At 71.6% G+C, this 23,319-nt stretch carries 19 protein-coding genes; 11 read left to right on the top strand and 8 right to left on the bottom strand.

Annotation, left to right across the window (positions count from 1 at the left end; translation table 11 throughout):
* Nucleotides 1-38 precede the first annotated feature (38 nt).
* Both HNR20_RS24330 and HNR20_RS24325 read left to right on the top strand, forming a co-directional pair.
* Nucleotides 39-683: a hypothetical protein gene (locus tag HNR20_RS24330; RefSeq protein ID WP_184184070.1), complete on the top strand. Its 645-nt coding sequence runs from the start codon at nt 39-41 to the stop codon at nt 681-683.
* A 302-nt stretch (nt 684-985) separates the two neighbouring features.
* Nucleotides 986-1,894, top strand: a complete 909-nt coding sequence (locus HNR20_RS24325; protein WP_184184067.1) for a type IV toxin-antitoxin system AbiEi family antitoxin — start codon at nt 986-988, stop codon at nt 1,892-1,894.
* 275 nt (nt 1,895-2,169) lie between these two features.
* Here the strand turns inward: HNR20_RS24325 and HNR20_RS24320 are convergent, their stop codons facing one another.
* From HNR20_RS24320 to HNR20_RS24305, 4 genes are read right to left on the bottom strand one after another with little or no spacing between them, the layout of a single operon-like run.
* A complete protein-coding gene (locus HNR20_RS24320) occupies nt 2,170-3,117 on the bottom strand; it encodes an ABC transporter substrate-binding protein (protein ID WP_184184065.1) in 948 nt (315 codons plus the stop codon).
* Nucleotides 3,117-4,025: an ABC transporter ATP-binding protein gene (locus HNR20_RS24315; RefSeq protein ID WP_184184062.1), complete on the bottom strand. Its 909-nt coding sequence runs from the start codon at nt 4,023-4,025 to the stop codon at nt 3,117-3,119. The genes HNR20_RS24320 and HNR20_RS24315 overlap by 1 nt, the downstream gene beginning before the upstream one ends.
* Before the next feature lie 20 nt (nt 4,026-4,045).
* A complete protein-coding gene (locus HNR20_RS24310; RefSeq protein ID WP_229687346.1) occupies nt 4,046-5,194 on the bottom strand; it encodes a FecCD family ABC transporter permease in 1,149 nt (382 codons plus the stop codon).
* A complete protein-coding gene (locus HNR20_RS24305) occupies nt 5,191-6,237 on the bottom strand; it encodes a FecCD family ABC transporter permease (RefSeq protein ID WP_184184059.1) in 1,047 nt (348 codons plus the stop codon). Before HNR20_RS24305 ends, HNR20_RS24310 begins: the two co-directional genes overlap by 4 nt.
* 141 nt (nt 6,238-6,378) lie before the next feature.
* Here HNR20_RS24305 and HNR20_RS24300 point away from each other — a divergent pair, with 141 nt between their 5' ends.
* Entirely contained in the window at nt 6,379-6,738 is a 360-nt protein-coding gene (locus HNR20_RS24300) for a YciI family protein (protein WP_184184056.1), read from the top strand.
* Nucleotides 6,739-6,740: 2 nt separating this feature from the next.
* Here the strand turns inward: HNR20_RS24300 and HNR20_RS24295 are convergent, their stop codons facing one another.
* Nucleotides 6,741-7,109, bottom strand: coding sequence for a cytidine/deoxycytidylate deaminase family protein (locus HNR20_RS24295; protein WP_184184054.1), 369 nt, complete (start codon nt 7,107-7,109; stop codon nt 6,741-6,743).
* Nucleotides 7,110-7,229: 120 nt separating this feature from the next.
* Here HNR20_RS24295 and hrpA point away from each other — a divergent pair, with 120 nt between their 5' ends.
* Nucleotides 7,230-11,297, top strand: coding sequence for an ATP-dependent RNA helicase HrpA (gene hrpA / locus HNR20_RS24290; RefSeq protein ID WP_184184051.1), 4,068 nt, complete (start codon nt 7,230-7,232; stop codon nt 11,295-11,297).
* A gap of 37 nt (nt 11,298-11,334) precedes the next feature.
* Here the strand turns inward: hrpA and rfbB are convergent, their stop codons facing one another.
* Together rfbB and HNR20_RS24280 are read right to left on the bottom strand one after the other, a co-directional pair.
* Nucleotides 11,335-12,375 (bottom strand): dTDP-glucose 4,6-dehydratase, encoded by a 1,041-nt coding sequence (rfbB, locus tag HNR20_RS24285; RefSeq protein ID WP_184184048.1) that lies wholly within the window; start codon nt 12,373-12,375, stop codon nt 11,335-11,337.
* Nucleotides 12,376-12,540: 165 nt separating this feature from the next.
* The gene (locus tag HNR20_RS24280) at nt 12,541-13,470 is read right to left on the bottom strand and encodes a LysR family transcriptional regulator (RefSeq protein ID WP_184184045.1); all 930 of its coding nucleotides are present in this window, start codon (nt 13,468-13,470) and stop codon (nt 12,541-12,543) included.
* Between the two features lie 83 nt (nt 13,471-13,553).
* Here HNR20_RS24280 and HNR20_RS24275 point away from each other — a divergent pair, with 83 nt between their 5' ends.
* The 7 genes from HNR20_RS24275 (at nt 13,554) to HNR20_RS24245 (ending at nt 21,698) form a co-directional block, all read left to right on the top strand.
* The gene (locus HNR20_RS24275; RefSeq protein WP_311736898.1) at nt 13,554-14,237 is read left to right on the top strand and encodes a succinate dehydrogenase cytochrome b subunit; all 684 of its coding nucleotides are present in this window, start codon (nt 13,554-13,556) and stop codon (nt 14,235-14,237) included.
* 1 nt (nt 14,238) lies between these two features.
* Nucleotides 14,239-16,176, top strand: a complete 1,938-nt coding sequence (locus tag HNR20_RS24270; protein WP_184184042.1) for a fumarate reductase/succinate dehydrogenase flavoprotein subunit — start codon at nt 14,239-14,241, stop codon at nt 16,174-16,176.
* Nucleotides 16,173-16,937 (top strand): succinate dehydrogenase/fumarate reductase iron-sulfur subunit, encoded by a 765-nt coding sequence (locus HNR20_RS24265; RefSeq protein WP_184184039.1) that lies wholly within the window; start codon nt 16,173-16,175, stop codon nt 16,935-16,937. The genes HNR20_RS24270 and HNR20_RS24265 overlap by 4 nt, the downstream gene beginning before the upstream one ends.
* 249 nt (nt 16,938-17,186) lie before the next feature.
* Nucleotides 17,187-18,368: a zinc-dependent alcohol dehydrogenase gene (locus tag HNR20_RS24260; protein WP_184184036.1), complete on the top strand. Its 1,182-nt coding sequence runs from the start codon at nt 17,187-17,189 to the stop codon at nt 18,366-18,368.
* Nucleotides 18,365-19,294 carry an SDR family NAD(P)-dependent oxidoreductase gene (locus HNR20_RS24255; protein ID WP_184184033.1) on the top strand — a complete coding sequence of 310 codons (930 nt, stop codon included), beginning with the start codon at nt 18,365-18,367 and terminating at the stop codon, nt 19,292-19,294. Before HNR20_RS24260 ends, HNR20_RS24255 begins: the two co-directional genes overlap by 4 nt.
* 111 nt (nt 19,295-19,405) lie before the next feature.
* A complete protein-coding gene (locus HNR20_RS24250) occupies nt 19,406-20,413 on the top strand; it encodes a serine hydrolase (RefSeq protein ID WP_184184030.1) in 1,008 nt (335 codons plus the stop codon).
* A 124-nt stretch (nt 20,414-20,537) separates the two neighbouring features.
* Nucleotides 20,538-21,698: an MBL fold metallo-hydrolase gene (locus HNR20_RS24245; protein ID WP_184184027.1), complete on the top strand. Its 1,161-nt coding sequence runs from the start codon at nt 20,538-20,540 to the stop codon at nt 21,696-21,698.
* 66 nt (nt 21,699-21,764) lie between these two features.
* Here HNR20_RS24245 and HNR20_RS24240 read toward each other — a convergent pair whose 3' ends face one another.
* Entirely contained in the window at nt 21,765-23,276 is a 1,512-nt protein-coding gene (locus HNR20_RS24240; RefSeq protein ID WP_184184024.1) for a deoxyguanosinetriphosphate triphosphohydrolase family protein, read from the bottom strand.
* Nucleotides 23,277-23,319 lie beyond the last annotated feature (43 nt).

Genomic DNA, 23,319 nt, shown 5'->3' with positions numbered 1-23,319 from the left:
ATCCTGACCTGCAGGATTACGACCTCGGGAGGACGCCCGTGACCGCGCCCGCCGCCACGCCCCTCACGCCCTACGCCACCCTGCTCGGCTTCACCCGCTACGTCGACCGCACCGGCCCCACGAAGGCGAACTTCGTTGGCGGTCTGCGCAAGCAGCGGGCCAGCCGGTCCGGCTTCAACCCGCACGGCCAGTTCGTCAAGGCGCTCAAGGCCGACATCGCCTTCCACACCGGCGGCACCCACCTGACCGGGGTGGTCGACGTGGTCAAGCCACGGTGGCGCCCGCTCTACCAGGCCCTCGTGCCCGGCGCCACGGCCTGGCTGCACTCCCTCGGCGAGCCAGCCTCCATCGATTTGGCCCAGACCCGCGACGCCCTGGCCATGCTGGGCGACCTGCCCGTCAAGATCAACCCCCACTTCGGGGTACGCCACGCCGACGGCCGCGCCGAAGCAATCCGCCTGCACTTCGACGAGACCCCACCGAGCGAGGAGTCCGTGCTCGCCACCCTGCACCTGATGGCCCGACACATGGACGCGGTGCTCCCGCACGCCGAGCCGGTTCTGGTCGACGTCCGCCGAGGCCAGGCCCACCACATGCCCACCGACGCCAAGCCCGACCAGATCGAGCGCTGGCTGGCCGGCGAAGCCGCCGCCTTCCGCGCCATCTGGTCCACCGCCGCCTAACCACCCCGCACCAACCCACCTGTCCCGCTCGCCGTCCGTCCGCCTCCCCCACCCGCCGCCGCCCGCTCGGCTGCCCGGCCCGCCGCCCGTCCGCCTGCCCCGCCTCCCCCACCCGCCGTCCGTCCGGATGTCGGGCAAGATCACGCTCGATCCAGGATGTAGTGGCCTCGCCCTCTTGGGAGGCCACTACATCCATGTTCGAGCGCGATCATGGGGACAACCGCGCGCACCGCGCCGCGGCCTGGTCGGCGGTTATCCACAGGGGCGGCGTGGCACGAGGGTGATCGGTCAGCCTGGAGTGCATGCCGAAAGCTCCCCGACGGCCGCCGCAGTTGCGCGGTCGAATCTTCCGTGGCTCGATCGCCGTCTCGCGCGGTCTGCTGACCCGAAACGACCTGCGGAGCTCCGCGTGGCGGCCGCTCTTCCGGGACGTCTATGCCGATGCCCAGGTCAGAGTCACACACAGAATCAGGTGCGCCGCCGTCGGGCGCTGGCTGATCCCACCCGGAGCGGCCATCGCGGGGCGCTCCGCGGCGGCGTTCTACGGCTGCACGACGTCCGCGCCGAGCGAGCCGATCGACGTGCTGGTCCCCAACGGCACCCGCATCGGGCCCGCCACGGGCCTCCGGATCCACCACGGGGAGGCCGACCCCGGCGACACTCTGAACAGGGCAGGGCTCAGGGTGACCAGCCCGGCGCGGACCTGCTGGGATCTCGCCCGTTGGCTCGACGTGGTCGAGGCGGTGGTCGTCATCGACACCATGCTGGCCCGCCGGCTCACCGACGTGTCCGCCTTGCGCGACTACGCGCTGAGCCGCGCCGGCCGGCGGGGCTGGCGGTCCCTGCTCCGTGCGATCGACCTGGCCGATGCGGGCGCCGAGTCACCCCAGGAGTCCCGCACGCGGGTGCGGCTGGTGCTCGCTGGCCTGCCCCGACCGCAGACGCAGTGGGTCGTAGCCGACCAGGGCCGATTCGTGGCCCGGCTTGACCTGGCCTGGCCGGAGTTCAAGGTCGCGGTGGAGTACGACGGGCTCTGGCACAACGACCCCGAGCAACTCCATCGGGACCGCCGACGGCTCAACCGACTGCTCGGTGGCGAGTGGATCGTCCTGCACGTGACCGCCAAGCGCCTCCGGGACGACTTCGACGGCTTCCTCGCCGAGGTCAGGGCCGCCCTGCGAGCCCGGTCCCACTCCCCCTCAGCCCGATGATCACCCTCCAGGCGACCACCGCGCTCCCAGCGACCACTGCCCGCCAGCGACTATCGCCCGCCCAGCGAACACCGCCTCCCAGCGACTATCGCCCTCCAAGCGGCGATGATCGCGCTCGAACATGGAAATAGTGGCCTCCCCGTCGGGGGAAGCCACTACTTCCTGGATCGAGCGCGATCATGGCCCGGAGCGCACCGCCGGCGCGGAGCGCGGGCATCGCGCGGAGCGCGGGCACCGCCCGGCGCACGGGCGCTGCGGCGCGGCGGGGCGGGGTGTTAGGCGGCGGGGAGGTACTTGCTCAGGTCGTCGAGGATCTTGTTGGCGGCGCCGACGCCGATGCCGGTCATCCAGACCTCGTCGGCGACGGGGTACGCCTTGCCGGCCTTGACGGCGCTGAGGCCCTTCCAGAGGGTCCCGCCGGCCACCTTGGTCTGCTCGGCGGCGGCCTTGTCGCCGTACGCGGTCACGAAGATGACGTCACCGTCGACCTCGTTGATCCGCTCGGGGCTGACCAGGTCGAAGCGCTTGTCCTCCTTGTTGGCGAGGAGCTGCCGCTCGGGGCGACCCAGCCCGGTGTCGCCGAGGACGATGCCGGAGAAGGAGTCCGGGCCGTACACCCGGATGTTGCCGGGCAGGAACCGCACGATCGACACCTTGCGCGCGGCGGCGTCGCCGAGGGTGGTGCCGAAGTCCTTGGCCCGCTTCTCGTACGCGCCGAGCAGGTCCTTGGCCTGCTGCTCGCGGCCGAGCGCCTTGCCGTCGAGGAGGAAGTTCTCCTTCCAGGTGATGCCCACCTTGTCGGTGAACACGGTCGGCGCGATGGCGGCCAGCTCGTCGTAGAACTTCTCCTGGCGGAACTTGCTGCCGAGGATGAGGTCCGGCTTCAGCGCGTTGATCGCCTCCAGGTCGGGCTCGGCGAGCACCCCGACCTCTTTGATGCTGGCGAGCTTGTCCGCGCCGAAGTAGGTCGGCCAGCTCTTGGCCTCACCGGCGGTGGCGGCGCCGACGGGCGTGATGCCCAGCGAGAGCGCAGTGTCGATCTTGTCGGTGTCGAGCACGACGACGCGCTTGGGCTCGGCCGGGACCTTGGTGGTGCCCATGACGTGGGTGATCTCCCGGGTCTCCCCGGTGGTGGAACCGGCGACCGGGTCGCTCTCACCGCAGGCGGTGAGTCCGACGCCGAGGGCGACGGCCGCGGCGAGAGCGGCGACGAGACGACGCATCAGAGTCCTTTCGAGGGGTACGAGCTGGTGAGCGGGGTGGCCGCGTCACCGGTGGCGGGTCGGGCGTCCGGCACGGACGCCTTCGACGAGTCGGAGTCAGCCGCATCAACAGCAGCAGCCGTGGCGGAGTTGCCCCCCGTGTACGCGGGCACCACCAGCGGCGCGCCGGTCACCGGGCAGGGCACGACCACGCAGGCCAGCCCGAAGACGTCGCGGACCAGGTCGGCGGTGAGGATCTCCCGGGGCGGTCCGGCGGCAACCACGGCGCCGTCGCGCATCGCGACCAGATGGTCGGCGTAACGGGCGGCCTGGTTCAGGTCGTGCAGCACGGCGACCACAGTGCGTCCGCGCTCGACGCGCAGTCGGTGCAGGAGGTCCAGCACCTCCACCTGGTGGGCCAGGTCGAGGAAGGTGGTCGGCTCGTCCAGCAGCAGGGCGTCGGTGTCCTGGGCGAGCGTCATGGCGATCCACACCCGCTGCCGCTGACCACCGGAGAGGCTGTCCACCGGCCGGTCGGCCAGGTCGGTCACGTCGGCCAGGGCCATCGCCTGGTCCACCGCCGTGCCGTCCTCCGATGACCACTGCCGCCACCAACGCTGGTAGGGCTGCCGGCCTCGGCCGACCAGGTCTGCCACGGTGACGCCCTCGGGCACCAGCGGGCTCTGCGGCAGGACGCCGAGCCGGCGGGCGACCTCCCGGGTCGGCAGGTCGCGGATCGCGGTGCCGTCCAGCAGCACCGTGCCTCGGCGCGGAGTGAGCAGCCGGGCCATCGTGCGCAGCAGGGTGGACTTGCCGCACGCGTTGGGTCCGACGATCACGGTGAACGCGTCGGTCGGCAGGTCCAGGTTCAGCCCGTCGAGCACGGTCCGCTCGTCGTAGCCGGCGACCAGGTCGCGGGTGGAGAGCATCACAGGACTCCTTGAGGGCGTCACGACGACCGCCGCCGGCCGCGCAGCAGCAGGAAGATCAGGTACGGGCCGCCGATCGCGGCGGTCAACACGCCGGCGGGCAGTTGGGTGGGTGCGATCAGCCGTCGGCCGGCCAGGTCCGCGAGCACCAGCAGCAGAGCGCCGAGCAGCGCCGAGCAGACCAGTGGTGGCCGTTCGGTCCGTACCAACCGACGGGCCACCTGGGGGGCGACCAGCGCCACGAAGTCGACGGCGCCGACCTGGGCGGTGACCATCGCGGCGACGAGGACGCCGGTGCCGGCCAGGCCGATTCGGCGGGCCACCGGCCGCAGCCCGACGCCTCGGGCGGTGTCGTCGTCCAGGGCGGTGCTGTTCAGCGCCCAACCGGCCCAGGCCAGCACCGGCAGCAGCACCAGCAGGGTGCCGGCGATCCAGGCGGCCTCGGTCCAGCCCTTGCCGGCCAGGGTGCCGATCAGCCAGATCTGCGCGCGCAGCCCGTCGATCGGGTCGGCGGTGAGCATGACCACCTCGGTGAGCGCCCGGAAGGCGAAGGCGACCGCCACGCCGGCGAGCACGAACCGCTGTGCGGCCAGCCCGTGCCGGGCACCGAGGGCGAACAGCAGCACCGCCGCGAGGAGCCCGCCCAGCAGCGCGGTGGGTGCCACCAGCACCGCGGCCATTCCGCTGGTCAGGGCCACGGTGGCGGCGAGGCCGGCACCCTGGGTGATGCCGATGACGTCCGGGCTGGCGAGCGGGTTGCGGGCCACGCTCTGGATCAGCGTTCCGGCCACGCCGAAGGCCGCACCGGCCACCGCCGCCAGCACGACCCGTGGCATCCGAAGATCAAAGACAACCAGGTCGTACGGGGTGCCGGCACCGGATAGCGCGCGCAGCACGTCGGCCGGGGCGACGTACGGGGTGCCCAGCGAGAGGCTGAGCACGACCGCCAGGAGGAGCAGCACGGTCAGCGCGGCGGCCACCAGCAACGCGCGGCGACGGATCAGCAGGCTGACCGGGCCGATGCGCAGCAGCGACCGGCCGGGCAGCGGGGCCTGGCCGGTGCCGGACGAGGCGGCAGGCACCGAGGCCGACAGCACAGCCGCGCCGGACAGGCGGCCGGCCGGGTCGGCGGAACCAGTCGGGTCGGAGGGGCGGTGCGCGGTGGTCACGCGGTCACCACCCGGGCGCGGCGGACCAGGACGGCCAGCAGCGGCGCTCCGATCAGGGCGGTGACGATCCCGGCGGGTATCTCGCCGGGCGGGGCGACGAGCCGGCCGACGACGTCGGCGCCGAGCAGTAGCGCCGGCCCGAGCAGGGCGGAGACGGCGAGGGTCCAGCGGTGGTCCGCGCCGACCAGGGCACGCGCCAGGTGCGGCACGGCCAGCCCGACGAAGGCGACCGGCCCGGCCGCAGCCACCGCCGCGCCGGTCAGCAGCACGGCGGCGAGGCCACCCCCGAGGCGGACCAGGCCGATCCGGTGGCCGAGGCCGCGGGCCACGTCGTCGCCGAGCGCCAGCGCATCCAGGCCCCGGGCCACCAGGGCGGCCAGCACGAGCCCGACGAGGACGAAGGGCAGCACCTGCGCGGTGACCGACAGGTCGCGGCCGGCCAGCCCGCCGACCACCCAGAAGCGGTACTCCTCGAAGGTGCGGGCGTCGATGCTGAGCAGCGCGTACACCCCGGAGGCCAGGCTGGCGTCGAGCGCCGCGCCGACCAGCGCGAGGGTGACCGGGCTGGCGCCCTCGCGGGCTCGGGTGGCGATGGCGAAGACCAGCAGCCCGGCGATCAGTGCACCGGCGATGCCGAACCAGACGTACCCGGCGAGCGTGCCGATGCCGAAGACGGAGATGGCGAGCACCACACCGAACGACGCGCCCGCGCTGATGCCGAGGATGCGGGGCTCGGCGAGGGGGTTGCGGGTGAGCGCCTGGAACAGCACGCCGGCCACGGCGAGCGCGAGGCCGACGGCGAGGCCGAGCGCGGTACGCGGCATCCGCAGCTCGCGGACGATGGTGCTCGCGTCGCCGCCGTCCGGGGCGACGAGCGCGTGCCAGACCTGGTCGACGTCGAGTTGTCGGCTGCCGAGAGCGAAGCTGGCCAGCACGGCGAGCAGCAGCACCAGCGCGGCCCCGACGGTGACGGCCACCCGGCGACCGGTGCGAGTGCCGGACCGGCTGCGGGCCGGGGTCGGCCGGGTGGCGAGGGTGGTCACGAGTCTCCTGCACGTCTGCGCTTAGGTTCGCCTTACCTTAGCCGACCTGCTGAGGGTCACCTAACTCGCGCTCGTCGATCCCGCAGGGGCTGACCAGGGCGGACGCCCGCGCGCGGCGGGCAGCGCGCCTAGGGTGGGATCATGCGATTCGACCAGCACACGGTCGTACTCCTGGTCCGGCCGGCGGACGTCCCGGAGCTGCCGCTCGACGCCATCGACCGGTTGCAGGACGCCCACCTGGCCCACCAGGCGGGTCTGGTGGAGCAGGGCCTCGTGCTCGCGGCCGGCCCGTTCCTGGGCGCCGACGACGATCGCCTGCGCGGCTTCGTCGTGCTCTCGGTGGACCCGGAAGCGGCCCGCGAGCTGTATCACAATGATCCGGCGGTGCGTGCCGGACGGCTGGCCGTGCAGGTGATGAGCTGGATGGTGCCGGAGGGCAACGTGCGGTTCGAGGGTGTCCCGATGCCCCGGTCGATGCTGGAGGCGGCGACCGGCGACTGACGTCAGCCGGGCAGGTCCCCGATCTCGACCACCCGCAGGGCGTCCAGCTCGCCGACGATCACCCGCAGGGACGGGAAGTGGTCGCGCAGCACCTGCCGGCAAGGGTCACACGGCGCGGCGACCTCGCGGCCCCGGTCGGTCACCGTGACGATCGTCTCCAGCTCCGTCACGCCCTGCGTCGCGGCCGTGCCGATCACGATCAGCTCGGCGCAGGACCCCCCGGTGACGTGGTGGACGTTCACGCCCGTGAAGACCCGCCCGTCGGCGGTCCGGGCGGCCGACGCGACGGTGTGCCTCGGGCTGCGGCACCGCAGTTTGGAAACCGCCGTGGCGGCCTGCACCAACGCCCGGTCGGTGTCCCGCATCGTCATCCCGGCCCCCAGCGCTCGACGTCGGCCGCAACTCTAGGTCCCCCGCCCGGCCGTCGAAGGACCGGCCGCGCGATAACCCGGGGGCGGTGCGCCGCCGGGCTGCCTATCCTTGGGCACGACATGCAGAATCCAACCGCCTCCGCCGCGACCGACCCGGTTCGCGAGTTGCACCGCCGTCTCTCTCCACTGATGTTCCGCGACCAGCGTCGGCTCCAGCGGCGGCTGGACGGTGCCCGGAAGCTGCGTGACCCGCAGCGCCGGGAGTCGGCGTTGACCGAGATCACCGCCGAGGTCGAGCGGGCCGAACAGCGCCTGGCCACGCGCCGGTCGGCGGTGCCCGTGATCACGTACCCGGCGGGGTTGCCGGTCAGTGAGCGCAAGGACGACATCGCCGCCGCCATCCGTGATCACCAGGTGGTGATCGTGGCGGGCGAGACCGGTTCCGGCAAGACCACTCAGCTGCCCAAGATCTGCCTGGAGCTGGGCCGGGGGGTGCACGGCCTGATCGGGCACACCCAGCCTCGGCGGTTGGCGGCACGGACGGTGGCCGACCGGATCGCCGACGAGCTGGGCACCGAGTTGGGTGACGTGGTCGGCTACAAGGTGCGCTTCACCGATCAGGTCAGCGAGCGCAGCCTGGTCAAGTTGATGACCGACGGCATCCTCCTGGCCGAGCTGCAGACCGACCGGATGCTGCGTCAGTACGACACGTTGATCATCGATGAGGCGCACGAGCGCAGCCTCAACATCGACTTCATCCTCGGGTACCTGCGGGAGCTGCTGCCCCGGCGACCCGACCTCAAGGTGATCATCACCTCGGCGACCATCGAGACCGACCGGTTCGCCCGGCACTTCGCCGGCCCACCCACCGCCGACGAGCCGGAAGGCGTACCCGCGCCGGTGGTCGAGGTCTCCGGGCGGACCTACCCGGTGGAGGTGCGCTACCGGCCGCTGCTCGAACTCGCCGAGGGCGAGGAGGACGGCGAGGGCGACGAGGAGACCGTCCGCGACCAGATCCAGGCGATCGGCGACGCCGTCGAGGAGCTGGCTGCCGAAGGCCCCGGCGACATCCTGGTCTTCCTCAGCGGTGAACGCGAGATCCGGGACACCGCGGACGCGCTCGGCAAGCTGGTGCAGACGAAACGCTCGCTGCTCGGCACCGAGATCCTGCCGCTGTACGCGCGACTCTCCAGCGCCGAGCAGCACCGGGTCTTCGCCGCGCACAGCTCGCGTCGGGTGGTGCTCGCCACCAACGTCGCGGAGACCTCGCTGACCGTGCCCGGCATCAAGTACGTGGTGGACCCCGGCACGGCCCGCATCTCCCGCTACTCCAGCCGACTCAAGGTGCAGCGGCTGCCGATCGAGCCCATCTCGCAGGCGTCGGCCAACCAGCGCAAGGGCCGCTGCGGCCGCACCTCGGACGGCATCTGCATCCGCCTCTACGACGAGCAGGACTTCCTCTCCCGGCCCGAGTTCACCGACCCGGAGATCCTGCGGACCAACCTGGCGTCGGTCATCCTGCAGATGACCGCGATCGGGCTGGGCGACCTCGCCGCGTTCCCGTTCATCGACCCGCCGGACCGGCGCAACATCACCGACGGCGTCAACCTGCTGCACGAGCTGGGCGCGTTGGACCCGACCGAGGCCGACCCGGCGAAGCGGCTCACCGCGCTGGGCCGGCGCCTGGCCCAACTGCCGGTCGACCCGCGACTGGCCCGGATGGTGGTCGAGGGCGAGCGCAACGGCTGCGCCACCGAGGTGTTGGTGATCACCGCCGCGCTCTCCATCCAGGACCCGCGGGAGCGGCCGGCCGAGAAGCAGGCCCAGGCCGACCAGGCACACGCCCGGTTCGCCGACAAGGAATCGGACTTCGTCGCCTTCCTCAACCTCTGGCGTTACCTCCGTGAGCAGCAACGGACGCTGTCCTCCAGCGCGTTCCGCCGGATGTGCAAGGCGGAGTACCTGAACTACCTGCGGATCCGCGAGTGGCAGGACATCGTCAGTCAACTGCGCCAGGTTCTGCGTACCCCGGCCGACGGCGGGCGCGGCGGGCGATCGGCGCGCGACGCCTCTGGCGACGCGGACGCCGGCCGGGGCGAGAGCCGCCGGGGCGGCGCGGACCTGCCGGAGGAGATCGACACCCCGAAGGTGCACCAGTCGCTGCTGCCCGGCCTGCTGTCCCACATCGGCCTGAAGGACGCGCAGAAACACGAGTACCTGGGCGCGCGGGGTGCCAAGTTCGCCCTCTTCCCCGGCTCCGCGCTGTTCAAGAAGCCGCCGCGCTGGGTGATGGCCGCCGAGTTGGTGGAGACCTCCCGGCTCTGGGGCCGCATCGCCGGCCGGGTCGAACCGGAGTGGGTCGAGCCGCTCGCGCAACACCTGGTCAAGCGCAGCTACAGCGAGCCGCACTGGGAGAAGAAGCAGGCCGCGGTGATGGCCTACGAGAAGGTCACCCTGTACGGCGTTCCGCTGGTCAGCTCCCGCAAGGTCAACTTCGGGCGGATCGATCCGACGCTCAGCCGGGAGCTGTTCATCCGGCACGCCCTCGTCGAGGGCGACTGGCAGACCCATCACCAGTTCTGGTCGGACAACAAGCGGCTGCTCGCCGAGATCGAGGAGTTGGAGAGCCGGGCCCGACGCCGGGACATCCTGGTCGACGACGAGACCATCTTCGGCTTCTACGACCAACGGATACCGGCCGACGTGTCCTCCGGCCGGCACTTCGACAGCTGGTGGAAGACGACCCGCCGGGAACAGCCGGACCTGCTCACCTTCACCCGGGACGTGCTGGTCAACGACGGCCGACCGGGCGTCGACGAGGGCGACTACCCGGACGAGTGGCAGGCCGACGGAGTGAGCCTGCCGCTCACCTACCGCTTCGAGCCGGGCACGCCGACCGACGGCGTCACCGTGGACATCCCGCTGCCGCTGCTCAACCAGGTGCCGGCGGAGAGCTTCGACTGGCAGGTGCCGGGGCTGCGCGAGGAGACCGTGATCGCGCTGATCCGCTCGCTGCCCAAGGCGGTACGCCGCAACTTCGTACCGGTGCCGGACTACGCCCGGGCCGCGCTCGCGGCGATCACCCCCGGTGCGGAGTCGCTGCTCGACGCGCTCACCCGGGAACTGCGCCGGATGACCGGTGTGACCGTGCCGCGCGACGCCTGGGAGCCGGGCAAGCTCCCCGCCCACCTCCGGGTCACCTTCCGGGTGCTGGACGACGACGAGAAGCCGGTCGCCGAGGGCAAGGACCTGCCGGCCCTGCAACGTCAACTCCGCCAGGAGGTACGCCAGGTGGTGGCGGCCGCCGCGCCGGAGGTGGCCCGTACCGGGCTGCGCGAGTGGAGCATCGGCACCCTGCCCCGGACCATCGAGCAGGTCCGCGCCGGATACGCGGTGACCGCGTACCCGGCGCTGGTCGACGAGGGCGCCACGGTGGGGGTGAAGGTGTTCGACTCCCCCGCCGAGGCGGAGGCGTCGCACTGGGCCGGCACCCGCCGGCTGCTGCGGCTCACCGTGCCGTCCCCGGCGCGGTTCCTGCAGGGGCGGCTGAACAACGAGGCGAAGCTGGCGCTGAGCCGCAACCCGCACGGCGGCGTGCAGGAGCTGATCGAGGACGCGGCGGGCGCGGCCATCGACCGGTTGATCGGCGCCGCCGGTGGGCCGGCGTGGGACGCCGACGGGTTCGCCGCCCTGCGCGAGAAGGTCCGCGCCGACCTGGTCGACACCGTGGTCGAGGTGATGGACCGGGTACGCCGGGTCCTCGCCGCCGCGTACACCGTGGAGCAGCGGCTCGGCGCCACCCGCAACCTCGCCGTGGTGGCCGCGCTGGCCGACATCCGCAACCAGCTCGCCGGGCTGGTGCACGCGGGCTTCATCACCGAGACCGGGTACGCCCGGCTGCCCGACCTGCTGCGCTACCTCACCGCCATCGAGCGCCGGCTGGACCGGCTGGGCGGCAACCCGCAGCGGGACCGCCAGCAGCAGGACCGGGTCGCGGTGGTGCAGAAGGAGTACGCCGACCTGCTCGCCGCCCTGGCGCCGGCACGCCGGCAGGAGGCGGCCGTGCGGCAGATCCGCTGGATGATCGAGGAGTTGCGGGTGAACGTCTTCGCGCAGGCGCTCGGCACCCCGTACCCCGTCTCCGAGCAGCGGATCTACCGCGCGATGGACGACGCCGAGGGCCGCTGACCGGGCCGGGCCCGGTCAGCGGCCGTAGTCGCAGCGATCAGTGCGAGTGGACGGTGAGCGCCCGGGCGGCCGGGACGCTGCGGACGGAATTGGTCAGGGCCGCGCCGCGCGACTCCGCGGCGTTCGACGCCCACCAGGCCCAGTTCTCCCGGTACCAGTGGAAGACCTCGGCCAGCCCGTCCTCGAACCGGATCTGCGGCTCGAAGCCGAGCTCGTCGGAGATCTTGCGGTAGTCCAACGAGTAGCGCTGGTCCTGCACCTTGCGGTCCGCCACATGCCGGACCCGGTCCCAGTCGGCACCGGCCAGCCGGAGGATCCGCTCGGCCAGTGCGTGGTTGGTGAGCTCGATGTCGCCACCGATGTTGTAGACCTCGCCGGCGCGGCCCTTGGCCAGCACCAGCGCGATGGCCAGGCAGTGGTCGTCCACGTGCAGCCACTCGCGGACCGCGCTGCCGTCGCCGTGCAGGGTGATGTCCTGGCCGGTGAGCAGACTGGTGACGAAGCGCGGGATGACCTTCTCCACATGCTGGTACGGCCCGTAGTTGTTGGCGCACCGGGTGATCGACACGTCCACGTCGTACGTGCGCCAGTAGGAGCGGACCACGTGGTCGCTGGCGGCCTTGGACGCCGCGTACGGGGAGTTGGGCTCCAGCACGCAGCTCTCGTTCCAGGAACCCTCGCTGATCGTGCCGTACACCTCGTCGGTGGAGACGTGCACCACCCGGCCGACGCCACCGCGGGCGCACGCCGCCAGCAGGTTGTGCGAGCCCATCACATTGGTTTCGAAGAACGGTGCCGGGTCGTCGATGGACCTGTCGACGTGGGACTCGGCGGCGAAGTGCACCACGGCGTCATGCCCCGGCACCACGTCGGCGAGCAACTGTCGGTCGCAGATGTCCCCGCGGACGAACGTCAAGCGGGGGTGCGCAGCCGGCAGATTGGCCCGATCACTGGCGTAGGTCAGCTTGTCGATCACGGTCACGTCGCAGTGCTCGAACCCGACGTAGCGCCCGCCGAGCAGACTCCGCGCGAAATGTGACCCGATGAAGCCAGCGCCACCGGTAACCAGGATTCTCATGTATAGCCTCCCTGCCGGCGGGGGGAACGTCCACCGGTGAGCTCTCCTGAGACGAATGGGGCTTTTGCCCATGCAAGAACCCACCATAGGTGACCGTCATCAACACCGACGGTGATATTGCCGGCTTAAGGACGAATTAACCCAGCGGGTCGAAAACCTGACCGATCAGAGCGGATCCACACCCGGTGGTAGGTCGTCACCGTCGATCGCCGTCTGTATGTAGTCGAGCAGAATCCGCCGGAGTTCCCGACCCGCATGGGTCGGCACGACGTCGCGCCGACGGGCGACCGCGATGGTCCGCTTCACCCCGGGCGGGGCGAGGGGGGTGATCCGCACTCCCGGCCGGCGGGCCAGCACGATGCCCGGCACGAGCGCGATGCCGAGCCCCGCCTCGACGAAGCTGAGCACCGCGTCCATCTCGCCGCCGTCCACGGCGAAGGTCGGCTCGAAGCCCGCCTCGCGGCACGCCTGGATCGTGGCGTCGCGCAGGTCGTACCCCTCGCGGAACATGACCATCGGCTGGTCGCGCAGGTCGGTGATGTGCAGCTCCCCGGCCGCCGACGCGGTCGGCACCTCCCCCACCGAGGCCACCACCAGGCTCTCCCGCAGGATCGGGTCGACGCGCAGGCCCGGGTCGGCGCCCTGGGCCGGCATGATGATCAGAGCCAGGTCGAGGTCGCCGCGGAGCAGGTTGCGCACCAGGTCCTGGGATCCGCTCTCCTCGACGCGGAGGTCGACGGTGGGGTGCGCGTCGCGGAACCGGCGCAGCACCGGCGGGGCGAGCGAGGTGGCCAGGCTCGGGGTGGCCCCGAGGCGGACCCGCCCCCGGCGCAGCCCGACCAACTCCTGCACCTCGCGGGTCGCGGTCTCCACGTCGGCGAGGATCCGGGTGGCCAACGGCAGCAGCACCTCGCCCGCCGCGGTGAGCGCGATGTTGCCCCTTAGCCGCTCGAACAGCGGTGCCCCGAGGTCGGCCTCCAGAGCGTGAATTTGCTTACTGAGAGAGGGCTGAGTTATGCCGACGAGATCGGCGGCTTGGGTGAAATGTCGTACTTCGGCCACCGCAACGAAGTACCGGAGCTGATGGAGCTGCATCTAAATAGCTTACGGCTATCAACACTACGAGTTTGATGCATTGGACGACTGATCGAAGTGCTCCTAGCGTCGGTCCTGTGGTAATCACGAAAACTCGGTCGCCCATCCGCTCCAACGTCGGCCTCAAGGCCGTCATGGCGGTGACGGGCATCATGCTGGCGCTGTTCCTCATCGCGCACATGCTCGGAAACCTGAAGGTGTTCACGGGGGAGACCTCGTTCGACCACTACGCGCACTGGCTACGCGACATCGGCAAGCCGCTGCTCCCCGGCGTCTGGTTCCTGTGGATCCTGCGCACCGGGCTGGTGGTGGCCGTCGTCGCCCACATCACGGCCGCCACGGTGCTGGCCCGGCGTGCCCGCGCGGCCCGCCCGGTCAAGTACGCGCACCGCAAGAAGGTCAACGGCAGCTACGCGGCCCGCACGATGCGCTGGGGTGGAGTGATCATCCTGCTCTTCGTGATCTACCACCTCCTGGACCTCACCACCGGCACGCTGAACCCGGTCGGCGACCCCAGCAAGCCGTACGGCAACGTCGTCGCCGACTTCGCGCCCGAGCGCTGGTACGTCACGCTCTTCTACACGCTCGCCATCCTCGCGGTCGGCTTCCACCTGCGCCACGGCGCGTACAGCGCGTTCCGCAGCCTCGGCCAGCAGACGCCGCGCGGTGAGCGCAGGGCGCGCACCGCGGCGCTGGTCTTCGCCGTGCTGCTCTGCGCCGGGTACCTGGTGGTCCCGTTCGCCGTACTCACCGGATTGGTGTCCTGACATGGAACTCTTCACCGAGGGCGACCCGATCGCCGACACCAAGGCTCCCGCCGGCCCGGTCGAGAAGCGCTGGGACACCCGGCGCTTCGAGGCCAAGCTGGTCAACCCCGCCAACCGTCGCAAGATGACGGTGATCGTGGTGGGCACCGGCCTGGCCGGCGGCTCGGCCGCGGCGACCCTGGCCGAGCAGGGCTATCACGTCAAGTCCTACTGCTATCAGGACAGCCCGCGCCGGGCGCACTCCATCGCGGCGCAGGGCGGCATCAACGCGGCGAAGAACTACCGCAACGACGGCGACTCCGTCCACCGGCTGTTCTACGACACCGTCAAGGGCGGCGACTTCCGCTCCCGTGAGTCGAACGTGCACCGACTCGCCGAGGTCTCGGTCAACATCATCGATCAGTGCGTCGCCCAGGGTGTGCCGTTCGCCCGCGAGTACGGCGGCCTGCTGGACACCCGCTCCTTCGGCGGCGCCCAGGTGCAGCGCACCTTCTACGCCCGGGGCCAAACGGGCCAGCAGCTGCTGCTCGGCGCGTACCAGGCGCTGGAGCGGCAGATCGGCCTGGGCAACGTGGAGATGAACGCCCGGCACGAGATGCTGGAGCTGGTCCTCGTCGACGGCAAGGCCCGGGGCATCGTCGTCCGGGACCTCGTCACCGGCGAGATCAGCACCGAGATGGCCGACGCCGTGGTGCTCGCCTCCGGCGGCTACGGCAACGTCTTCTACCTCTCGACCAACGCCAAGGGCTGCAACGTCACCGCCACCTGGCGGGCGCACCGCAAGGGCGCGTACTTCGCCAACCCGTGCTACACGCAGATCCACCCGACCTGCATCCCGGTCTCCGGCGACCACCAGTCGAAGCTGACCCTGATGAGCGAGTCGCTGCGCAACGACGGCCGGGTCTGGGTGCCGAAGACCAAGGGCGACGACCGCAGCCCCAAGGACATTCCCGAGGACGAGCGGGACTACTACCTGGAGCGGATCTACCCCTCCTTCGGCAACCTGGTCCCCCGTGACATCGCGTCCCGCGCCGCGAAGAACGTCTGCGACGAGGGTCGGGGTGTCGGGCCGACCAAGCTCGGCGTCTACCTCGACTTCGCCGACGCGATCGGCCGACTGGGCCGCAAGGCCATCGAGGCCAAGTACGGCAACCTCTTCGAGATGTACGAGCGGATCACCGGCGAGGACCCGTACGAGGTGCCGATGCGGATCTACCCCGCCGTGCACTACACGATGGGCGGCCTGTGGGTCGACTACGACCTCCAGTCGAGCATCCCCGGCCTGTTCGTGATCGGCGAGGCGAACTTCTCCGACCACGGCGCGAACCGGCTCGGCGCCTCGGCGCTGATGCAGGGCCTCGCCGACGGCTACTTCGTGCTGCCCACCACCATCGCCAACTACCTGGCCTCGGGCCCGTTGGAGAAGGTCGACGCCAGCCACCCGGCGGCGGTCGAGGCCCGCACCGACGTCGAGAACCGCGTCCAGCGGCTCCTCGCGATCAACGGCGACCGGACCGTGGACTCGTTCCACCGCGAGCTGGGCCAGATCATGTGGGAGCACTGCGGCATGGAGCGCAGCGAGGCCGGGCTGCGCAAGGCGATCGACGAGATCCGCGCCCTGCGTGAGTCGTTCTGGGAGCGGGTCAAGGTGTCCGGCACCGGCGAGGAACTCAACCAGTCGCTGGAGAAGGCCGGCCGCGTCGCCGACTTCTTCGAACTGGCCGAGCTGATGTGCATCGACGCCCTGCACCGCGAGGAGTCCTGCGGCGGCCACTTCCGGGCCGAGCACCAGACCCCCGACGGTGAGGCGCAGCGCGACGACGACCGGTTCGCGTACGTGGCGGCCTGGGAGTTCACCGCCACCGGTGAGCCCTCGGTGCTGCACAAGGAAGACCTGAAGTTCGAATACGTCCACCCCACGCAGCGGAGCTACAAGTGAACCTGACCCTGCGCATCTGGCGCCAGAAGGGCCCTGAGGACAAGGGTCGGATGGTGACCTACCCGGTCGACGACGTGTCCCCGGACATGTCGTTCCTGGAGATGCTCGACGTGCTCAACGAGCGGCTGATCCTCGCCGGCGAGGACCCGGTGGCGTTCGACCACGACTGCCGCGAGGGCATCTGCGGCATGTGCGGCCTGATGATCAACGGTGACGCGCACGGGCCGCAGCGCGGCACCACGGCGTGCCAGCTGCACATGCGGCAGTTCAAGGACGGCGAGACGATCGACATCGAGCCGTGGCGGGCCAGCGCCTTCCCGGTCGTCAAGGACCTGGTCGTCAACCGGAGCGCCTTCGACAAGATCATCGCCGCCGGTGGTTACGTCACCGTGCCGACCGGCAGCGCGCCCGAGGCGCACTCCACTCCGGTGGCCAAGGCCAACGCCGACGCCGCTTTCGAGGCGGCGGCCTGCATCGGCTGCGGCGCGTGCGTAGCGGCCTGCCCGAACGGCTCCGGCATGCTCTTCACCGCCGCCAAGCTCACCCAGCTCTCGCTCCTGCCCCAGGGCCAGCCGGAGCGGTACACCCGGGTGATCGGCATGGTCGACGCGCACGACGAGGCCGGCTTCGGCGGCTGCACCAACGCCGGCGAGTGCACCCCGGCCTGCCCGAAGGGCATCCCGCTGAACACCATCGGCCGGCTCAACCGCGACTACCTCGCGGCCACGGCCAAGGGAGCTGGCAACACCCCCGGCTCCTGAGAATCCACCGCGCCATCCAGACCGCCGTACCCCGCACCTCCGGGGGTACGGCGGTCTTGGCGTCGGGGCGCGCGGCGGTAGCCGAACGCATGATCAACTCCAGGTCGCCGATGTTGCGGTGTCCGGTCGCTCGGATACCACCAGGTCGGCGATCTGGAGTCGATCATGCCCGCCCGCAGCGTGGCCCGGTTCAAGCGCCTGAGCCCGGGTAGCAGTCTCCCGAGACGGCGGCGAGAGGGGACGAGGGACATGAAGGCACTGACCTGGCAGGGCAAGCGGGACGTACGGGTCGAGGAGGTGCCGGATCCCCGGATCGAGGAGCCGACCGACGCGATCGTGAAGATCACGTCGACCGCGATCTGCGGCTCGGACCTGCACCTGTACGAGGTGCTCGGGCCGTACCTGAAGGCGGGTGACGTCCTGGGCCACGAAGCGATGGGCATCGTCGAGGAGGTCGGGTCGGAGGTGACCGGGCTCAAGCCGGGCGATCGGGTGGTGGTGCCGTTCAACATCGCCTGCGGCAGTTGCTGGATGTGCCGGCGCCAGCTCTACGCGCAGTGCGAGACGACCCAGGTCAGCGGTGCGGGCAAGGGCGCGGCCCTGTTCGGCTACACCTCCCTCTACGGCTCGGTGCCCGGCGGGCAGGCCGAGTACCTGCGCGTCCCGCAGGCCCACTTCGGCCCGATCACCGTCCCGCAGACCGGGGCCGACGAGCGCTACCTCTACCTTTCCGACATCCTGCCCACCGCCTGGCAGGCGGTGACGTACGCGGACACCCCGCCCGGCGGCACCCTGGCCGTGTTCGGGCTGGGCCCGGTCGGGCAGTTCTGCGCCCGGATCGGCCGCCATCTCGGTGCCGGACGGGTGATCGGGCTGGATCTGGTGCCCGAGCGTCTGGAGCTGGCCCGCCGGCACGGCATCGAGGTGCTCGACGTCCGCGAGTTGTCCGACGTGCCGGGCGCGTTGATCGATCTGGTCGACGGGCGCGGCCCGGACGCGGTGATCGACGCGGTCGGGATGGAGGCGCACGGTTCGCCGGTGGGCAAGCTGGCCCACGCCGTGGGGCTGCTGCCGGACAGGGTGGCCCAGGTGATGACCGACCGGGTCGGCATGGACCGGCTCTCCGTCCTGCACGCCGCGGTCAAGGCGGTCCGCCGCGGTGGCACCGTGTCGGTCTCGGGCGTGTACGGCGGCGAGGCGGACCCGATGCCGCTGATGGAGATGTTCGACCGGGGTGTCCAGCTGCGGATGGGGCAGTGCCACGTGCGCCGGTGGACCGACGAGATCCTGCCGCTGCTGGCCGACGACGATGATCCGCTGGGTGTGGAGGACCTGCGTACCCACCGGTTGCCGTTGGCGCGGGCGCCGCAGGCGTACGAGATGTTCCAGAAGAAGGAGGACGGCTGCGTCAAGGTCGTGCTCGAGCCGTGAGCCGGGTGGTGGTGATCGTCGGCGCGAGCAGCGGGGTCGGCCGGGCGACGGCTCGGGCGTTCGCCGAGCGCGGCGACCGCCTGGTCCTCGCGGCCCGTGCCACCACGACCCTGGCCGAGGTACGCGCGGAGTGCGCCGACGCCGACGTGCTGACCGTGCCGACCGACGTCACCGAGCCGGGCGCGCTGGAGGCGCTCGCGGGTGCGGCGATCGATCACTTCGGCGGCGTCGACGTCTGGGTGCACACGGCCGCGGTGATGGCCTACGGGCGCTTCGACGAGCTGCCCGGGCGGGTCTTCGACCAGGTGGTACGGACCGACCTGCTCGGCACCGCCGACTCGGTGCGGGTGGCGTTGCGGCACTTCCGGGCTGCCGGGGCCGGCACGATCGTCCTCACCGGCTCGCTGCTCGGGCACGTCACCGCGCCGTACATGAGCGCGTACGTGACCAGCAAGTGGGGGTTGCAGGGCCTGGCCAGAACGGTGCAGCAGGAGCTGCGCGACAGCCCGCGGATCCGGCTGTGTCTGGTCAACCCGGGCAGTGTGGACACTCCCGTGTACCAGCAGGCGGCCAACTATCTGGGCCGGGTCGGCCGACCTCCACCGCCGGTCACCAGCCCGCAACGGGTGGCCCGGGCCATCGTGAACTGTGTCGACCGGCCCCGCCGCGAGGTGTCCGTGGGTCGGCTCAACGTGGTGCTGCGAGCCGGCTTCACCGTGCTGCCGGGGGTCTACGACATGTTGGTCGGGCCGTTGATGCGGGTGGCGGGCCTCAGTGGACGGCCGGTCGCCGCACAGGACGGCTCGGTCTTCACTCCGAACCCGGCCGGGGAGGCGGTACGCGGCGGTCATCTTCCCGACCTGCGACAACTCGTGTTCGGACCGTTGGGTGCGGTGGGCGCCGCATTGCGCCGACGGCTCGGCTGACCTGTTCGGGACTGTTCGGTACTGTTCGGGGGCATCGTGGATCGATCAACTCGCCTAGGGTGGTGGGCCAGCGAGCGCTCTGGCGCACCACGATGGGGGAGACGATTGACCATGCGACTGAACCGTAGGACGGCGCTCGGGTTGGGTACGGTGGCCACCGCCGGCACGGTGCTGGGCGCCGCCGCCCCGGCGAGCGCCGCCGAGGCGGCCACCGAGGCCGCACCGACCACACCCGATCGGGCCGCCCGTCGGGTCGCCACCGTCTTCAACAAGCACAGCGCCGAGGCCGGCGGCAACTGGCAGGCGTACGTCAGCGTGGCCGACCCGGCCGGCGCGCCGGTCGTCGCGGTGCAGGCCGACGCGGATCGGCGGATCGAGGCGTACAGCGTCAACAAGATCGCCGTCGCCACGGCGGTGCTCGACAAGGTCGACCGGGGGCTGCTCACCCTGGACCAGCGGGTCGAGGTGACCGCGGAGATCGTGGTGCCGGGCGGTGACGGCGTCTTCAGCCTGGACGGCGCGTACCCGAGCAGTGTGACCCTCGGGCATGTGCTGGCCACCTTCCTGACGCTCTCCGACGACACGTCGGTGCGGCTGTGCGGGCTGGTCTGCCCGGCCGCCGAGATCAACTCCATCCTGGTCGCCAAGGGCTTCCCGAACACCCAGGTCCAGCCGGTCGCCAACCCGAACCGGTACTTCCTCGGCACCAGCACTCCCCGGGAGACGCACGACCTGCTGCGGGCCCTGGTCGGCGGCACCCTGCTCTCCCCCGCCTCGACGACGTACATGCTGGGCCTGCTGCGTTCCCCGATCGCGTTCACCGACGGCATCCGGCGCACCATGTCCTCCGACGAGCGGGCGCGGATCGCCACGAAGGCCGGCTGGTACGGCGACGCCCGGCACGAGGCCGGTGTGATCTTCGACCGGTCCGGTGCGGCGGTACTCACCTACGCGCTGTTCGCCGACGGGCAGGCCAACCCGGAGGACTTCGGCGCCACCCACCCGGCGGTGCAGGCCCGGGCCGCCATGGGCCCCAAGTTCCTGGCCGCGGTGGACCGCATCGCGGGCACGGGCAAGACGTTCCGGATCAACGCGCGGCGCCCCAGCAACGGCGGCTAGGGCACGCCCTGAACCCGTCCCCGGGTCGGTCGCCGTTGGCGCGACCGACCCGGCGTGGCGACCGCCCAAGCACGGGTCGGCCCGGGTGACTACCGTGTAGGGCGGACACGTCGGAGGGACGGCAATGGCGCGAGCGCAGAGCACGGACGTCGAACGGTCGCTCGGGCGACGGATGCGGGGCGCGGCCGGGCTGGCCGCTCTGGCCGGCCTGGCCTGGGCTGCCCGGGATGTCCCGGCGGCGCTCGGTGGCCGGCTCAGCGGGGCCCGAGCCGAACGGGCGGCCCGTTCGCCCCAGTTCCGCGAGGGCACCTTCCACAACCAGGCCGGCACCCGCACCATGATCGCCGAGCCGGGCCGCAACCTGCTCCGCGAGCTGATCTTCGGCAAGCAGAAACGGCGCCCGACCGCACCCGTGCCGCTGCTGCGCCCCAGCGCCTCCGTGCCGCCAGGGCACGCCGGCGCGCCGGAGGCCGCCGACGAGCTCAACATCGTCTGGTACGGCCACGCCTCGACGCTTATCGAGATCGAGGGCCGGCGGGTGCTGCTCGACCCGGTGTGGAGCGACAGGTGCTCCCCCTCGGGTCTGGTCGGCCCCCGACGGCTGCACGAGCCGCCGGTACGTTTGGACGAGCTGCCCCCGCTGGACGCCATCCTGATCTCACACGACCACTACGACCACCTGGACATGCCGACCGTGCGGGCGCTGCTCGCCGGGCAGTCCGCGCCGTTCCTGGTGCCGCTCGGGGTGGGCGCGCACCTGGACCGCTGGGGTGTGCCGGCCGACCGGATCATCGAACTGGACTGGTCCGAGTCGCACCAGGTCGCCGGGCTGGAGATCACCGCCACCGCCGCCCAGCACTTCTCCGGGCGGGGGCTGCGCCGCGACGGCACGCTCTGGAGCTCGTGGGTGGTGGCGGGGGCCCGCCGCAAGGTCTTCTACACCGGCGACTCCGGCTACTTCGACGGGTACGCGGCGATCGGCGCCGAGCACGGGCCGTTCGACGTGACGCTGATGCAGATCGGCGCGTACGACCGGGCCTGGCCGACGATCCACATGTTCCCCGAGGAGGCGGTCAGCGCCCACCTCGACCTGCGGGGCGGGCTGTTCGTCCCGGTGCACTGGGCGACGTTCAACCTGGCCCTGCACGACTGGTCCGAGCCGGTCGACCGGCTGTGGGCCGAGGCGAAGGCCCGCGACGTACGGCTCGCCGTGCCCCGCCCCGGCGAGCGGGTGGTGGTCGACGAGCCTCCCGCCGTCGACGGCTGGTGGCAGGCCGTCGCCTAGCAGGCTTCGCCTGAGTCAGGCCAGAGCAGGCTCGCCTGCGTCAGCTCGGAGCACGAAGGCGTCGGCTCAGAGCACGAAGGCGTCGGTCCAGAGGGCACCGGAGCGGCCGGAGAGCGCGTCCAGCATGGCCACCGCCTGGCCGTCGGTGAGCTGCGCGACGAAATCCACGATGGCCCGTCCCCGGGCTCGACCGATCCGGTCCGGGGTACGCGGGTGCAGCTCCGCCTCGGCCAACTCGACCAGGTCGTGCAGTCGGCGGGGCAGCCGGGACTCCTCCTCCGGGTCGAGCAGCCACTCCCAGAGCGCCTCGACCAGGGTGCCGAGCAGCCGGGCCTGACCCCGCTGGTGCAGGGCGAGATCCGGCCGGGCCAGCACGAAGCGGTGGTGGACGAACTTCAACACCTGGACCTCGTGCCACTGCGCGCAGCCCAGCAGCACGTACCCGGAGCGCACCGAGGGCTGGTCGGTCACCGTGATCGCCTCGACGAACCGGGTGGACCAGCGGGCGGAGAACCGCGCCACGTACTGCTCGGCCTCGATCGAACCGTCGAACGGCATCGCCAGCAGCCCGTCGACCAACTCCTCGCGGACGTGCTCGACGGCCGCGGCGAAGGCGTCGTCGTCGGCGATCCAGGCGTCCTTGCGGTGCAGTTGCCGACGCAGCCGCTCGATCGCCGCCCCGGGTCGTCGGGCCGCGGTGGCCAGCGCCGCGTCGGTGATCGCCCGGAGTTGCCCGCTCTCGCGCTGCCAGGCCATCAGCTCGGCGGAGACCGACCCCTGCTGGAGCACACCGACCCGGTAGAAGTCCTCCACGTCGTGGATGGCGTACGCGATGTCGTCGGCGGTGTCCATCACGGACGCCTCCACGGTCTGCTGCCAGTCCGGGATGCGACCCGAGAACGGCTCCCGCGCCTGCCGCAGGTCGTCGAGCTCGGTGCGGTACGCGCCGAACTTCGACGAGCCGCTCTCGGGATCGTCCGGCGGCGGGGTGGCCCCGCGCGGCGGCGGGTCCATCGTGCGTGGGTGCGGGTCGGGGTAGTCCAGCCGGGTCCACGGGTACTTCAACATCGCCGCGCGGACCGCCGCGGTCAGATCCAACCCGGTGGTGGCGGCGCCGCGGATCTCGGTGCTGGTGACGATCCGGTACGACTGGGCGTTGCCCTCGAAGCCGTCGGTGAGGCCGAGGCGCTGGCGGGCCAGCCGGTCCAGCACCCGCTCCCCCAGGTGCCCGAAGGGTGGGTGGCCGAGGTCGTGGGCGAGCGCGGCGGCCTCCACCACGTCGGGGTCGCAGCCGCCAAGCTTGTTGAGCAGGTCGCGCATTTGCTCGTCGGCCGTCAGCCGTTCGGCGATCGACCGGCCGACCTGGGCGACCTTCAGGCTGTGGGTGAGCCGGTTGTGCACCAGCAGACCGGAACCGACCGGGCTGATCACCTGGGTGACACCGCCGAGGCGGGCGAAGAACGGCGAGCCCACGATCCGGTCCCGGTCGGCGCGGAACGGGTTGGCGGCGAGGTCGCCGAGGGCGCGGGCGCTGCCGCCGAAGAGCCGGCGGGCGCGCGGCTCCGCAGGTGTTTCCATGATCGCCACGCTAGCGCAGGCTCGGCGGAGCCGCCCCGGGGTC

The organism is Micromonospora parathelypteridis (genome assembly GCF_014201145.1).
Lineage (GTDB): Bacteria > Actinomycetota > Actinomycetes > Mycobacteriales > Micromonosporaceae > Micromonospora > Micromonospora parathelypteridis.
This window is presented reverse-complemented; position numbering and strand designations above follow the sequence as displayed.

Coding starts and splice junctions, on each gene's coding strand:
- HNR20_RS24325 (WP_184184067.1), top strand. CDS start 986: ATGCCGAAAGCTCCCCGACGGCCGCCGCAGTTGCGCGGTCGAATCTTC.
- HNR20_RS24320 (WP_184184065.1), bottom strand. CDS start 3,117: ATGCGTCGTCTCGTCGCCGCTCTCGCCGCGGCCGTCGCCCTCGGCGTC.
- HNR20_RS24315 (WP_184184062.1), bottom strand. CDS start 4,025: ATGCTCTCCACCCGCGACCTGGTCGCCGGCTACGACGAGCGGACCGTG.
- HNR20_RS24300 (WP_184184056.1), top strand. CDS start 6,379: ATGCGATTCGACCAGCACACGGTCGTACTCCTGGTCCGGCCGGCGGAC.
- HNR20_RS24295 (WP_184184054.1), bottom strand. CDS start 7,109: ATGACGATGCGGGACACCGACCGGGCGTTGGTGCAGGCCGCCACGGCG.
- hrpA (WP_184184051.1), top strand. CDS start 7,230: ATGCAGAATCCAACCGCCTCCGCCGCGACCGACCCGGTTCGCGAGTTG.
- rfbB (WP_184184048.1), bottom strand. CDS start 12,375: ATGAGAATCCTGGTTACCGGTGGCGCTGGCTTCATCGGGTCACATTTC.
- HNR20_RS24280 (WP_184184045.1), bottom strand. CDS start 13,470: ATGCAGCTCCATCAGCTCCGGTACTTCGTTGCGGTGGCCGAAGTACGA.
- HNR20_RS24270 (WP_184184042.1), top strand. CDS start 14,239: ATGGAACTCTTCACCGAGGGCGACCCGATCGCCGACACCAAGGCTCCC.
- HNR20_RS24260 (WP_184184036.1), top strand. CDS start 17,187: ATGAAGGCACTGACCTGGCAGGGCAAGCGGGACGTACGGGTCGAGGAG.
- HNR20_RS24250 (WP_184184030.1), top strand. CDS start 19,406: ATGCGACTGAACCGTAGGACGGCGCTCGGGTTGGGTACGGTGGCCACC.
- HNR20_RS24245 (WP_184184027.1), top strand. CDS start 20,538: ATGGCGCGAGCGCAGAGCACGGACGTCGAACGGTCGCTCGGGCGACGG.
- HNR20_RS24240 (WP_184184024.1), bottom strand. CDS start 23,276: ATGGAAACACCTGCGGAGCCGCGCGCCCGCCGGCTCTTCGGCGGCAGC.